Annotated in this window: 13 protein-coding genes; 4 read left to right on the top strand and 9 right to left on the bottom strand. The window is 73.3% G+C overall.

Annotated elements, in window-relative coordinates:
* The first annotated feature begins 2 nt into the window (after positions 1-2).
* Entirely contained in the window at positions 3-3,296 is a 3,294-nt protein-coding gene (locus HA039_RS02545) for a non-ribosomal peptide synthetase (RefSeq protein ID WP_167023081.1), read from the top strand.
* On the top strand, positions 3,293-5,344 hold the full coding sequence (locus HA039_RS02540) for a type I polyketide synthase (RefSeq protein WP_167023078.1): 2,052 nt from the start codon (positions 3,293-3,295) through the stop codon (positions 5,342-5,344). Before HA039_RS02545 ends, HA039_RS02540 begins: the two co-directional genes overlap by 4 nt.
* A gap of 112 nt (positions 5,345-5,456) precedes the next feature.
* Here HA039_RS02540 and HA039_RS02535 read toward each other — a convergent pair whose 3' ends face one another.
* The 5 genes from HA039_RS02535 to HA039_RS02515 all read right to left on the bottom strand — a co-directional run bounded on the left by HA039_RS02535 (position 5,457) and on the right by HA039_RS02515 (position 7,765).
* Positions 5,457-6,233 carry a thioesterase II family protein gene (locus tag HA039_RS02535; RefSeq protein WP_167023075.1) on the bottom strand — a complete coding sequence of 259 codons (777 nt, stop codon included), beginning with the start codon at positions 6,231-6,233 and terminating at the stop codon, positions 5,457-5,459.
* A gap of 57 nt (positions 6,234-6,290) precedes the next feature.
* A complete protein-coding gene (locus tag HA039_RS02530; RefSeq protein WP_243869060.1) occupies positions 6,291-6,779 on the bottom strand; it encodes a hypothetical protein in 489 nt (162 codons plus the stop codon).
* Between the two features lie 19 nt (positions 6,780-6,798).
* Positions 6,799-7,044, bottom strand: a complete 246-nt coding sequence (locus tag HA039_RS02525; protein ID WP_167023072.1) for a hypothetical protein — start codon at positions 7,042-7,044, stop codon at positions 6,799-6,801.
* A 122-nt stretch (positions 7,045-7,166) separates the two neighbouring features.
* Positions 7,167-7,493: a hypothetical protein gene (locus HA039_RS02520; RefSeq protein WP_208298521.1), complete on the bottom strand. Its 327-nt coding sequence runs from the start codon at positions 7,491-7,493 to the stop codon at positions 7,167-7,169.
* The gene (locus tag HA039_RS02515) at positions 7,484-7,765 is read right to left on the bottom strand and encodes a hypothetical protein (protein WP_167023069.1); all 282 of its coding nucleotides are present in this window, start codon (positions 7,763-7,765) and stop codon (positions 7,484-7,486) included. Before HA039_RS02515 ends, HA039_RS02520 begins: the two co-directional genes overlap by 10 nt.
* A 209-nt stretch (positions 7,766-7,974) precedes the next feature.
* Here HA039_RS02515 and HA039_RS02510 point away from each other — a divergent pair, with 209 nt between their 5' ends.
* Positions 7,975-8,463 carry a beta-class carbonic anhydrase gene (locus tag HA039_RS02510; protein WP_167023065.1) on the top strand — a complete coding sequence of 163 codons (489 nt, stop codon included), beginning with the start codon at positions 7,975-7,977 and terminating at the stop codon, positions 8,461-8,463.
* Here HA039_RS02510 and nicT read toward each other — a convergent pair.
* From nicT to HA039_RS02495, 3 genes are all read right to left on the bottom strand, one after another.
* Positions 8,447-9,535 (bottom strand): Nickel transporter NicT, encoded by a 1,089-nt coding sequence (nicT, locus tag HA039_RS02505; RefSeq protein WP_167036042.1) that lies wholly within the window; start codon positions 9,533-9,535, stop codon positions 8,447-8,449. The genes HA039_RS02510 and nicT overlap by 17 nt on opposite strands.
* Before the next feature lie 161 nt (positions 9,536-9,696).
* Positions 9,697-9,930, bottom strand: a complete 234-nt coding sequence (locus HA039_RS02500; RefSeq protein ID WP_425086307.1) for a CDGSH iron-sulfur domain-containing protein — start codon at positions 9,928-9,930, stop codon at positions 9,697-9,699.
* The gene (locus HA039_RS02495; protein ID WP_167023059.1) at positions 9,911-10,987 is read right to left on the bottom strand and encodes an iron-containing redox enzyme family protein; all 1,077 of its coding nucleotides are present in this window, start codon (positions 10,985-10,987) and stop codon (positions 9,911-9,913) included. The genes HA039_RS02500 and HA039_RS02495 overlap by 20 nt, the downstream gene beginning before the upstream one ends.
* Positions 10,988-11,204: 217 nt before the next feature.
* Here HA039_RS02495 and nhaA point away from each other — a divergent pair, with 217 nt between their 5' ends.
* Complete coding sequence (gene nhaA, locus HA039_RS02490; protein WP_243869055.1) at positions 11,205-13,094, top strand: Na+/H+ antiporter NhaA; 1,890 nt, start codon at positions 11,205-11,207, stop codon at positions 13,092-13,094.
* 40 nt (positions 13,095-13,134) lie between these two features.
* Here the strand turns inward: nhaA and HA039_RS02485 are convergent, their stop codons facing one another.
* Positions 13,135-13,641, bottom strand: coding sequence for a hypothetical protein (locus HA039_RS02485; protein ID WP_167023056.1), 507 nt, complete (start codon positions 13,639-13,641; stop codon positions 13,135-13,137).
* Between the last annotated feature and the right edge of the window lie 26 nt (positions 13,642-13,667).

The following is a 13,667-nucleotide window of genomic DNA, read 5'->3' as shown; positions in this document are numbered from 1 at the left end:
CGATGACCATCGACGCCGTAGACCTCATCGACCTCCACGCCTGGGCGGGCGAGGAGTACGAGTTCCCCGCCTCCGACGCCCAGAGCCGCCTGCTCGTGCTCGACCAGATGGCCCCGGGCACGGCCCAGTACAACGTCCCCGCCGCGTTCGCCGTCCGCGGCCCCTTCGACACCGCAGCGTTCAGCCGCGCGCTCCACACGCTCGTCGCCCGCCACGAGTCCCTGCGCACCGTCTTCCGTACCGCCGCCGACGGCACCCAGGCGCAGATCGTCGCCGCCGCCGGGCAGGCCGGGCTCACGGTCGTACGGAACGTGCCGGCCGGTCAGGTCGACGCGCTGGTCCGCGCGGAGGCCGCCCGCCCCTTCGACACCGGCACCGGACCCCTGCTGCGCTGCACCGTGTACGCCGTGGACGACGGCACCCACCGCGTCCTGCTCGTCGCCCACCACCTCGTGTGCGACGGCTGGTCGCTCGGCCTCATGCTGGACGAGCTGTCCGCCGCGTACGGGCACGAGACCGGCGGCGCCCCGTACCGGCCGGCCGACCTCCCGCTCCAGTTCGCCGACTACGCGGCCTGGCAGCGGGAACGCCAGGCGGGCGGCGCGTTCGAGGACGCGGTGGCGCACTGGGCCGACCGCCTGCGCGGCGCGCCCGCCGTCGCCGAACTGCCCCTGGACCGCCCGCGCCCCCCGGTCCGTACGGCCACCGGCGGTGTCGAGCGCTTCCTGCTCGACGCCGGGGTCAGGGAACGCCTGGCGGAGGTCGCCGCCGAGCGGGGCGCCACCCCGTTCATGACGATGTTCGCGGTGTACGCCGCGTTCCTCGCCCGGATGTCGGGCCGTGACGACCTCGTCGTCGGCTACCCCAGTTCCGGCCGCGACCGGCCCGAACTGGGCGGCATGATCGGCATGCTGGCCAACACCCTCGCCCTGCGCGTCGACGTCTCCGGCGACCCGTCCCTCGACCGGCTCACCGACCGCGTCCGCGCCGCGCTGCTGGCGGCCCGCCCGCACCAGGACGCCCCGTTCGAGGCGGTGGTCGACGCCCTCGCCCCGGTCCGCGAGACCAGCCACGACCCGGTGGTACAGGTGGCCCTCACCTACGACGACGAGGCGGAGGTCGCGCTCCGCCTGTCCGGCGCGGACACCGAGCGGCTCGCCCTCACCCTGGACACCGCCAAGTTCGACTTCCTCCTCTTCGTGGAGCGCTGGGGCGCCGACCTGGCCGCCCAGTTCATCTACCGGGCCGACCTCCTCGACGCCGCGACCGTACGCCGCTGGACGGTCAACTTCCGGACCCTGCTGGACGCGCTGCTCGCCGACCCGGCCGCCCCGCTGTCCACCGTCGACCTGGTCCCGGCCGGCGAACGCCGCCGTACCCTCGCCGTCGCCGACCGCGTGGCCGAGGCGGCGCCGCCGGACCGCCTGGTGCCCGACCTGATCGCCGACGTCGCGGCGGCGCGCCCCGACGCCACCGCCCTGGTCAGCGGCGACCTCCGGCTCAGCTACCGCGACCTGCTCGCCCGGGCCGACGACCTGGCCGCCCGGCTGCGCGCCGCGGGCGTACGCCCCGGCTTCCGCGTCGGCCTGCTCCTGCCCCGCTCGGCCGACCAGGGCATCGCCGCCCTCGCGGTGCTGCGCGCGGGCGGCGCGTACGTCCCCCTCGACCAGGCCCACCCGTCCGCGCGGCTGCGCCACATGGTGGAGAGCTCCGGCACCGGGCTGCTCCTGACCTCCCGGGGGACCGCCGAGAAGGGCGAGAGCCTGGACGTGCCGTGCCTGCGCCTGGACCGGCCGGCCGTCACGGACCCGGTCATGCCGGGCGCGGCCCCCACCGGACCGGTCCCGCCACCGGGCCCCGGGGACCTCGCGTACGTCCTGTTCACCTCTGGCTCCACCGGCGTGCCCAAAGGCGTCGCCGTCGAACACCGCGCCCTGGTCAACCTCACCCGCGCCGTCCGGCACTCCTTCCCGGTCGACGCCGGGGACCGGGTCCTGCAATTCGTGTCGTTCGGCTTCGACGTCGCCGTCTCCGACCTCTTCTTCCCCTGGGTGGCGGGCGCCGAGCTGCACATCCCGAGCGAGGAGGAACGCATCGGCGAGGCCCTGCTCGACAAGCTGCGGGACTCCCGCATCACCTACGTGTTCCTCCCGCCGTCCGCCGCGATGCTGCTGCCCGACCTCACCGGCCACCTCCCCGACCTGCGGACCGTCGGCGTCGGCGGCGAGCCCTGCCCGCCCGAACTGGTCGAGCGGCTCAGTGCCCCGGGACGGCGGATCGTCAACGCGTACGGCCCCAGCGAGGTCACCGTCTACGCCACCACCGCCGACCTGGAGCCCGGCGAGCCCGTCGTCCTCGGCGGCCCCGTCGCCGGCGCCCGGATCTACGTCCTGGACGACCTGCTCAGGCCCGTACCCACCGGCGTCACCGGCGAGATCTACATCGCCGGCGCCTCCCTGGGACGCGGCTACATCGGACAGCCCGGCATGACCGCCGAACGGTTCGTCGCCGACCCGCACGGCGGGCCCGGCACCCGGATGTACCGCAGCGGCGATCTCGGCCGCATCGACGCCCACGGCCTCATCCACTACCTCGGCCGCAGCGACCTCCAGGTCAAGCTGCGCGGCGTACGCATCGAACTCGGCGAGATCGAGACCCTGTTGGCCGCCACACCGGGCGTCGCCCTCGCGGCGGCCGCCGTCCACGGCACCGGCACCGAGCAGCGCCTCGTCGCGTACGTCGTCGGCCGGGACGGCGCCGCGCCCCCGGACGCCGCCCTGCGCGCCCACCTCGTCACTCGGCTGCCCGGCTTCATGGTGCCCGAGGTGTTCGTCCGGCTCGACGAGATGCCGCTCAGCCGCAACGGCAAGATCGACCGGGCCCGGCTCCCCGCACCCGCCGTCCTCCCGGCCCCGCAGGACGGCCCGCCCGCCGTCGCGGGCACCCCCACCGAGCGGCTGGTGGCCGGGATCTGGTCCCGCGTCCTGACCCTCGACCGGGTCGCCGTCCACGACAACTTCTTCGACCTGGGCGGCAATTCGGTACGGATGCTCAGCGTCCTGTCCGCCCTGCGCGAGCGGCCCGACCTCGGCGCCCTCAGCCTCGTCGACCTGTTCCGCCACCCCACCGTCGTCGCCCTCGCCGCCCACCTCGACCGCGCGAAGGCCGCGCCCACCGGGCCGGCCCCCGCCCCCGCCCACCCCGCCGAGACCGCCGCCGCGCGCGGTGTCGCCCGGCACGCACGCCGCACCGCCGCCGCCCACCGCCTCAGCTCCCGGAAAGGCTCCACACGATGACCGAGAACGCAGCAGCCACCGACACCACCCCGGCCGAGTCCGCGATCGCGATCGTCGGGATGAGCGGGCGCTTCCCCGGCGCCCCCGACCTGGACGCCTACTGGAGCAACCTCCTCGGCGGGGTCTGCTCGGTGACCGACTTCACCGAGGAGGAACTCCTCGCCGACGGCGCCGACCCCGGCGAGGTGCGCGGCCGCGACTACGTACCGGCCAAGGGCCACCTCGCCGACGCGGACCGCTTCGACGCCGAACTGTTCGGCTTCAACCGCACCGAGGCCGCCGTGCTCGACCCCCAGCACCGGCTGCTCCTCCAGACCGCCTGGGCCGCCCTGGAGGACGCCGGCCGCAACCCGCGGGGCGGCTCCGCGCGCACCGGCGTGTACGTCGGCGGCGGCTCCACCGCACACATGCTGGCCGCCGCGACCGACCCCCGGCTCGCCGCGTCGGTCGGGGCGCTCCAGGTCCGCATCCTCACCGACCGCGAGTTCCTCGCCCCGTGGATCTCGTACCGGCTCGGTCTGGAGGGCCCGAGCCTCACCGTGCAGACCGCCTGCTCGACCTCGCTGACCGCCGTCCACCTCGCGGTCCAGTCGCTGCTGCTCGGCGAGTGCGACACGGCCCTGGCCGGCGGCGTCGCCGTCGACACCCTGCGCAAACGCGGCTACGTCCACACCCAGGGCGGGATCTTCTCGCCCGACGGCCGCTGCCGCCCCTTCGACGAGCGGGCCGGCGGCACCGTACCCGGCAACGGCGTCGGCGTGGTGGTGCTGCGGCGGCTGTCCGACGCGCTCGCCGACAACGACCCGATCCGCGCGGTCATCCGGGGCAGTGCCGTCACCAACGACGGCGCCACCAAGGTCGGTTTCACCGCGCCCGGCGTCGACCAGCAGACCGCCGCGATCGTCGAGGCGTGGGCTGCCGCCGGGCTCGACCCCGCCGACGCCCAGTACCTGGAGGCGCACGGTACGGCCACGGCGCTGGGCGACCGGGTCGAGGCCGCGGCGGCGACCGCCGCCTTCAAGGGGGCGCTGGGCACCGGCCGGATCGGCATCGGCTCGGTGAAGTCCAACATCGGGCACCTGGACGCCGCCGCGGGGGTGGCCGCGCTCATCAAGTCCGTCCTCATGCTGGAGCACGCGACCCTGGTGCCCAATGCCAACGCGGGCCGCCCGCACCCCGACATGGCCTTCGAGGACTCGCCGTTCCACGTGGTCGACCGGGCCGCCGCCTGGACCGAGCCCGAGCGCGGCCCGCGCCGGGCGGGTGTCAGCTCGGTCGGCATCGGCGGCACGAACGTGCACGTCGTGCTGGAGCAGGCGCCGGGGCGCGCCGCCGCCGGGGAGCCGGACGCGGGATCCGTACAGGAGGTCCTGCTGCTGTCCGCCCGTACGCCGGAGGATCTCGCCGCCCTCGCCGGACGGCTGGCGGACGCGCTGCGGGCGCCCGGCGCCCCGTCCCTCGCCGACACCGCCCACACGCTGCGGGTGGGGCGCGCCCCGATGGACGTCCGGGGGTACGTGCGGGCGGCCGACCCGGCGGGCGCGGCGGCCGGGCTCGCCGCACTGGCCGGGGGAGCGGGACGGACCGCCGGCGGCCTCGACCCGCTGGGCGAGACCTGGCTCAGCGGCGGCCCCGCGCCCGAGGCGGGCGGCGGGCGGAGGGTCTCCCTGCCGGCCTACCCCTTCGCGGGCGAGAGCTTCGGCGCGTACGACCTCACGCCCCGCGTGGTCCGCGACGAGGTGCCGGAACAGGCCGCCGAGGCGGGGGAGTCCGGCGCCGGCCTGGAGCAGGCGGTCCGCGCGCTGCTCGCCGACGCCCTGGGCCTGGAGGACGCGGACGACCCGGGGATGACGTACTTCGCGGCGGGCGGCGACTCGCTGACCGCCGTCCACCTGGTGGGCTGCCTGCGGGACGACTTCGACATCGACGTCCCCATCACCCTGTTCCTGGAACAGCTCACCCTGCACGAGATGGCCCGCCGGATCGCCGCCGCCCGCGTCGGGGACGACTCCCTCGACGCGCTGCTCGCGGAGTTCGAGGCGGAGTGAGAGGCGGCACACCAAAGGCCTGGGGCCGGATCCCTTTCGGGATCCGGCCCCAGGCCTTTCGCGGTGTGCTCCGGTGTGTTCCCCGCCGCCCTCCCCCCCCCGTGAGGGGGGTTCAGACGGACGTGCCGGTGGCGGTACGGCGGTCGGTGCCCGGTGTCGTACGCGCCAGGACCCCGGCGACCAGGTCCGCCACGTACGGCAGGTGGTCGCCCAGGAAGAAGTGCCCGCCGGGCAGCACGTGCCGCTCGAACGGGCCCCCGGTCTCCCGCTCCCAGGCCTGGACGCGCTCGACGGACACCCGGGGATCGCTGTCCCCGGTGAGCGCGACGACCGGGCAGCGCAGCGCGGGCCCCGGACGGTGGGTGTGGGCGAAGAGCATCGCGTAGTCGGCGCGCAGCGGGGGCAGCGCCAGCTGAAGGATCTCCGGGTTGCTCAGCAACTCGTCCTCCGTGCCGGACAGCAGCCGCATCTCCGCGACCAGGTCGTCGTCGCTGGGCGGGTCCGGCAGCCGTAGCCGCAGGGGGAACTCCGGGCCCTCGCGCCCCGAGACGAACAGCGCCACGGGCCCGCGGCCCTCGCGTTCGAGCCGGCGCGCGGTCTCGTAGGCGAGGAGCGCGCCCATGCTGTGGCCGAACAGCACCAACGGCCGGCCCCCGTCCTCGGGGAGTCCGGCCACGACGGCGTCCACGACATCGCCGAGCCGCTCTGCGAACGGCTCGGCGAAGCGGTCGTGCCGCCCGGGGTACTGCACGACCAGTGTTTCCGCCGTCCCCCCGACCGCGGTCGACAGCGGCAGGTAGGCGGACGCGGAGCCTCCCGCGTGCGGGAAGCACAGCAACCGCGCCGGGGCTCCGGGAGCCGGCCGGAAGCACTGTGTCCAGTTGTCCACAACATCCCTTCTCTCGTCATGGTGTCGGTCCCGGTCCAGGTCCGGTACCGGGCCCGCTCACCCTCCCGCTGCTACCCAACTTTCGAGTTGTTCACGGGTGGTGGCGGGGTCCGCGACCAGAACGGTGAGTTCGTCGTCGCGGGAGTTCAGGGTGGAGACGGCGGGGCAGCGGTGGCAGGCCTCGACACCGGCCTGGCCCCACCACTTGCAGTGCGGACGGAGGTGGCACCGCGGCACGGCGCTCGCGGCGGTCCCGGCCGGCACGACCTTGATGCGCTCGATCAGCCCGCAGGCCTCACCGACCCGGTTAGCGCAGTCCGACACGCAGTGCGAGGCGAACCGGAGCACCCGGCTGGGCGCGATTCCCTCCGGGATGCCGCCGAGCACGTCGGCCGCCGGCACAGGGTCGGCCAGGTACACGACCTGGTCGCCGTCCCCCGACCGGACGCCGAGGACAACACTCTCCGGGCGGTTCGCCTCACCGCTCGGACACCAGGCGACGGGGGTCTCCCGCCCGTCCTGAGCACGGTCCACTGAGCTGTCCACGGTGCTCACCTCCCTCTCGTCAGCAGGAAAGGGCGCGGACGCTCGCCGTGACCTCGGAGATCATGCCGACGGTGATGACACCACCGTTGGCGTCCCCCTTCTCCTGCTCCGCGGCGACCGCCTTGGCGATGCTCGCCGTGAGCTGCTCCTGCGACGTGATGCGCTCCGGCCGCTCGGCCGCGGCGGCGGAGGCCGTGCCGCCCGCCGTCACGAGCCCGGTCACGAGCGCCACGGCCGCCGCGGCCGTACGAAGGTTGTTGTTCATTCGTCTCCTCCATGAAGTCGGGTGACACGTACTGGAGTCGACGGTAGGACCGCGGAACGCCCCGGATCGGCAGTTGGGGCGGCACCTTCGTACAGCCCGGCGGCTGTAGGGCGTGCCTTCCCTCAAGGACCGCCCGTGCACTCGGGATCGGCCACGACCACCTGATGGGCCGGGATGATCTCGATCTCGTCGTCGCCGTCCTGGTTCTGGAAGGACCGGGTGGTCGTGTAGGCCCGCTGCCCCGCCCCGACGCACTTGGTGGCGAGGTTCCCGAACCCGTCGGGGAAGTTGTAGACCTCCGCCGCCGTGTTGTCCCCCTGCTTCCCCCGCACCGGCGCGTCCGCCTTGCCGCGCTCCTCGTAGTGCTCCCGGGAGCAGCCCACCGTGAGCGCGAGGAGCGCGCAGAGCGCGACGGCGGCCGGGACGCGCCCCGCCGGCCTCACCCGCATGTGTCGTCCTTGACTATCTGTACGTTGGACGGGCCGGTGGCGTTGGTGGTGACGTACGCCCGGTTCCCGTGGCCGACGCACTTGGTGGCGAGGTTCCCGAACCCGTCCGGGAAGTTGAACACCTCCGCCGCCGTGTTGTCCCCTTGCTGGCCCTGCACAGGCGCGTCCCCCTTGCCGCGCTCGTCGTTGTACTCCTTCGAGCACCCCGACAGCGCGAGAAGCGCCGCCGTGGCCACCGCGACACCCGTGATCGTTCTGACGTTCCGCCGCATGCGTTCTCCCCGTCCTCGGACCGTGGACCATGGTGGCCGCCGAAGCCGCCGTACCGTCAAGGGAGTTGAGCGACCTCAGAGGTTCGGTGTCGGACATGTCGCGATTGTTGACACTGTGTTGCATTCCTGTGGCCGTGCGGAACGGCGCCTCCTGTGCCCCGTTCGGGCGCTTTACGGTGAAGGCTCCACCAAGAGGAAGTGGGACCGACGTGTCCGTCACCGACGAGTACCTGGCCAACAACGACGCGTACGCGGCCGCCTTCGCCGGGCCGCTCGCCCTCCCGCCCGCCCGCCGCCTCGCGGTGGTCGCCTGCATGGACGCGCGCATCGACGTGTACCGCGTCCTCGGCCTGCGCGAGGGCGACGCGCACGTCATCCGCAACGCCGGCGGCGTGGTCACCGACGACGTCATCCGCTCCCTGACGATCAGTCAGCGGCTGCTCGGCACCACGGACATCCTGCTGATCCACCACACCGACTGCGGCATGGTCACCTTCACGGACGACGGCTTCAAGCAGCAGGTCGAGGAGGACACCGGCATCCGTCCCGCGTGGTCGCCGGAGGCGTTCCGGGACGAGGAGGGTGACGTGCGGCAGTCGGTGCGCCGTATCAGGGCCAGCCCGTTCGTGCCGCACAAGCGTGACATCCGCGGCTTCGTCCTCGACGTGAAGCGCGGCCGGCTCAACGAGGTGAAGTGACGTCCGGCTCTTCGTCGCCGCCGTGGAGTCCGGCCGTCCACTTCTCCTCGATCCGGCCGAACTTCCAGACCGCCATCGCGACGACCCAGGTGGCGAAGAAGAGCCCGACGATCACGAATCCGACGATGTTGAGGTCGAGTCCGCCCACCCAGTCCCAGAAGGCCCCGTGCAGGTCCAGTTTCTCGGTGAGCAGGCCGAGCAGTTCCACGGTCCCGATGATGAGCGCGACGGCCACCGACAGGCCGGTGATCGTGAGGTTGTAGTAGACCTTGCGCACCGGCTTGGAGAAGGCCCACCCGTAGGCGAAGTTCATGAACGAGCCGTCGATGGTGTCCAGGAGGGACATCCCGGCCGCGAAGAGCACGGGCAGGCAGAGGATCGCGTACCACGGCAGCCCGGAGGCGGCGCCGGACCCGGCCAGCACCAGCAGCGCGATCTCGGTGGCCGTGTCGAAGCCCAGCCCGAACAGCAGGCCCAGGGGGTACATCTGCCACGGCTTGGTGATCGACTTCATCAGCCGCCCGAGGAGCCGGTTCATCAGCCCCCGGTTGTCGAGGTGTTCCTCCAGCGCCGCCTCGTCGAAGTGCCCCGACCGCATCTTGCGGAAGACCTTCCAGATCCCCACGAGGATCAGGATGTTGATCCCGGCGATGAGATAGAGGAAGACCCCGGAGACCGTCGTCCCGATCAGGCCGGTGGTGTCGTGCAGTTGGCTGCTGTCGTCGCTGACCGGCCCGGCGAGGGCCTTGACGCCCAGGGACAGCAGGAAGGCCAGGACGAAGACGACGCTGGAATGGCCGAGCGAGAACCAGAACCCCACCGACAGCGGGCGCTTGTCCTCGTTCATGAGCTTGCGCGTCGTGTTGTCGATGGCCGCGATATGGTCGGCGTCGAAGGCGTGCCGCATGCCCAGCGTGTACGCGGTCACCCCGATGCCGACGCCGAACGACTTCGTCCCGATGCTGTGGTGCTCGGGCGCCACGATCGCCACCAGCGTGAACCAGCCGATCACGTGCAGCGCCAGGATGAACGCGCCCATCCCGCCGAGCCGGGTCCACTCCTCACGGGTCATCGAGGCGCGCAGGCGCCGCCCCCGCGATCCGGTGGCGGGCCGCGGCGGGGTGGAGGTGATCGTCATGGAGCTGCTTTCATCGGTCCGTGTGCGCTACACCCACCCAATGGCCCACGGGCCGCAACTGCAACAAAGTCGCAGTAAAGCCGCCGGGCGGGGAGTCAGGCGCGGCCGCGCCTCCGGTGGCTGGTGTCGCACCAGGGGAAGCGCCGGCTTCGGCGGCAGGTGCACAGCGCGACCCGGAACCGGTCCGAGGTCGCCGTCGTGCCGTCGTCCAGCTCCACCGTCACCGGCCCGTCGACCAGCGTGGGGCCGTCGCGCTGGACGCGGAGCCGGACGGGCGGCCGGTCGGGCAGGCGGCCCGGTTCCGGCTCCTCAGCGGGATCGCGCGCCACGGGCGGCCACCGTCCCTTCCGCCGGACCGGCATGCGACGTCTCCGGGGCTGTACGTGATTCCTCCGGGCCGGTACGCAACGACGTGCCGCCCACCCGCCAGCAGCCGAGCAGCCGCTCGCCCAACCGGTTCTCCAGGTGGTTCGTCGCGTCGATCCCGAAGGCGACGTCCGGCGCGAGATGCGGCTCCTCCTCCAGCAGCCCGCCGACCACCTCGTGCCGCATCACCTGCTCGTGCACGGCGTCGGCCTCCACGTGCTCGGTGTGGAAGAACTCCGCCGCCGGCCCGGCCCCCGTCCGCTTCATCGCCAGCGCCAGCCGCCGGGAACCGGGCGACGACGTGATCTCGACGCACGCGTAGTGCCCCACGAGCGCGCCCCGCGACTCCCGGTGCAGCCCCAGCAGCGACATCAGGTTGACGACGGCCAGCATCTCCGCGCACGCCGCGTCGAGATAGCGCCCGTAGGCCGGATCCAGGTCCAGGTCGGTCATCAGCTCGGCGAACAGCCGCGCGTGCACCCGCTCCGCCCGGCCCCCGCCGAACTCGTCGAACTCCACGGCCGCCATCCCGGCCTTGGCCCGGCCCCACAGCCTCGGCAGCACCCAGGCGTGCGGATCGGCCTCCTTGAGGTGGTAGAGCGAGCGGTGCGCCGTGTACTCCCGCACGTGCCACAGCTCGCCCTCGTCCTGGAGGAACAGCGACACGCCGGTCCCCCCGTCCCGTACCGGTTCGACCAGCAGGTCCGCCATCGCCTCGGCCGGATCGTCGTGCCGGGGGGCGTCCCGGCGCAGGGCCTCCAGGAAACGTTCCTCCAGCCCGGCCCGCGCCGCCAGCAGGGCGGGGTCCCATTCGAGGGAGGCGTCCACCCCGGCGAAGCCCCGGTAGTGCAGTTCGTAGCAGACGTACAGGGCCAGCTGGAGGTCGTCCCCGTACGGATCCGCCGCGCGCGCCGCCTCCCGGGGCGGCAGGGCGCCCCCGTCGCGCAGGAAGCCGATCACCGCCGCGGACAGCTCACCGCGCGCGGCCGGCAGCGCGGGACCGTGTGTGTCGATTGCCATGACACACCCCTACCCGCTGACCTCGGCGAGCTGACCGGGAAGCGGCATTTGCCACGCTTTGGACCGTATGGCGACCGGTCCGGCGGGAACCCGACCGGTCCCGGACGGCGACCCGGCCCGGACCCGGCGGGAATGAGCCACGACCCGCGTGAGTTTCACGCCGTGCGGTCCGTGGCGCAGCCGCGCCATGACCGTACCGGGAGGAGAGAATCGCGACGTGACGGAAGCATCGGCGGAGTCCGGCTACGCGGGACGGACGGAGTGCGCGGAGGTGCGCACCCCGTGGAGAACGTTCCTGCGCACCGAGACCGGCAGCGCGGCGGTCCTGCTGGCGGCCGTGATCGCGGCCCTGACCTGGGCGAACATCAGCCTCCCTGGGTACGAGACCTTCTGGCGCAACACACTGTCCGTACGGATCGGGTCCTACGGCCTGTCGATGGACCTGCGCGGGTGGATCAACAGCGGGCTGATGACGATCTTCTTCTTCGTCGTCGGCCTGGAGGCGCGCCGCGAGTTCGACATGGGCGAACTGCGGGAGCGGCGCCGCGTCGCGCTGCCCCTGGTGGCCGGGATCAGCGGCATGGCGCTCCCCGTGGTGATCTACCTGGCCGTCAACGCCGGACACGCGAGCGTCCACGGCTGGGGCGCGGCCATGTCCACGGACACCGCGTTCGCCCTCGGCATGCTCGCCCTGCTCGGCCGGCGCCTGCCCGGCGGGCTGCGGGCCTTCATCCTCTCCGTCGCCGTCGTCGACGACTTCGTGGCCCTGGCCGTCATCGCCGTCGCCTACAGCGAGGACGTCGACATGGCCGCGCTCCTCTCCGCGATCGGCCTGCTCGCCGTCATCGTCGTCGTCCGTGCCACGGGCCTGCGGAAGGGCCCGGTCTACGCGGTCCTCGCCGTGGGGGTGTGGATCGCCCTCTTCGAGTCGGGCGTCGACCCGGTCGTCACCGGCCTCGTGGTGGGGCTGCTCACCTTCGCCTACCCGGCGTCCCGCTCCGACCTGGAGCGCGCGAGCGGTCTCTTCCGGCGCTTCCGCGAACAGCCGACCCCGGAGCTGGAGCGCTCCGCGCGCATCGGGCTCGCCTCGGCGATCTCGCCGAACGAGCGGCTCCAGCGGATGTACCACCCGTGGAGCAGCTATGTGATCGTGCCGCTGTTCGCCCTGGCCAACGCCGGCATCCGGATCACCCCGCACGAGCTGTCCCAGGCGTTCACCTCACCGATCACCCTCGGCATCCTCTTCGGCTTCGTCGTCGGCAAACCGGTCGCCATCCTCACCGCCTCCTATCTGGCCACCCGCCTCAGCGGCGGGAAGCTCCGCCCGCCGGTCGGCTGGGGCGCCACGGCGGCGGGCGGCACGATCGCCGGGGCCGGCTTCACCGTGTCCCTGCTCATCGCGACCCTGGCGTTCCACGGGGACCAGCTGGAGGAGGCGAAGATCGGCACCCTCTCCGCCCTGATCTGCGCCTTCCTCGTCGCCTGGGCGGTCACCGCCGTCATCGGCCTGCTGCCCCGGCAGCGCCGCAACCGCGCCCTGCTCGGCACCTCCGAACAGATCGTCGACCTCGCCGTCCCCGTCGATCCCGAACGCGACAAGGTGCGCGGCCCGATGGACGCGCCGGTCACGGTGGTCGAGTACGGCGACTTCGAGTGCCCGTACTGCGGCCGCGCCGAGTCGGTGATCCGGGACCTCCTCGCCGACTTCGGGGACGTCCGGTACGTCTGGCGGCACCTGCCGCTGACCGACGTCCACCCCCAGGCCCAGCTCGCCTCCGAGGCGGCCGAGGCGGCGGCCGAACAGGGCGCCTTCTGGGAGATGCACGACGTCCTGCTCGACCACCAGGAGGCGCTGCGCCCCCCGGACCTGCACCGCTACGCCGAGGACCTGGGCCTGGACGTCGAGCGCTTCCGCAAGCACCTGCGCAGGCACCAGGGCGCCGCGCGGGTCGGCGAGGACGTGGACTCGGCCGACCTCAGCGGGGTGTCGGGGACGCCGACGTTCTTCATCAACGGGCGGCGCCACCGGGGCGCGTACGACATCGGCCACCTCTCGGCGGCGGTACGGGCGGCCCGGCAGCGTGCCGCCCTGGCGCCGGGCGACTGAACGCGCCGGGTCCGGGCCCGGGGTCGCCCCGGGGCCCGGCTCAGAACCGGTGGCTGCCGGCCGCGTGGGCGCGCCGCCGCCCGCGCCCCCGCCGCCGTCCGCCCCGGGACCACATGAGGAAACTGGTGATCAGCAGGTACGACGTGGCCACGATGGCCACCGCCTGGACGACGACGGTGAAGTCCTTGTCCCCGTACCAGATCGGCTCGTACATGTTGGGGAACGGCCCCCACGCGCCGATGTTCGCGTACCGGTAGATCAGCAGGAGCGTCAGCCCGCCGGTGGCGACCGACCAGGCGAACAGCTCGGCCGGCCACCGCCGCCACACCAGGATCAGCAGCGCCGCCGCCGCGGCGAAGCCCGCCTCGATCCGGAACAGGGTCCCCTGGCTGATGTCGGCGCTGACGAGGTCGTACCGGTCGGCCAGGTGTGCGTGCAGGTAGGAGTCCAGCGCCAGCCCGGCGGCGGCGAGCAGCCGCGCGGCCTCCCTGACGAGCCGGGTGACCAGGCGGGTACGGCGGGGTACGGCGGTGGGTTCTGATGCCATGACGTCTCCAGGTGCACCGGGGCCGG

The organism is Streptomyces liangshanensis (assembly GCF_011694815.1).
Taxonomy (GTDB): domain Bacteria; phylum Actinomycetota; class Actinomycetes; order Streptomycetales; family Streptomycetaceae; genus Streptomyces; species Streptomyces liangshanensis.
The sequence above is the reverse complement of the archived record's forward strand: the minus strand, read 5'-3'. Positions and strand labels throughout refer to the sequence as shown.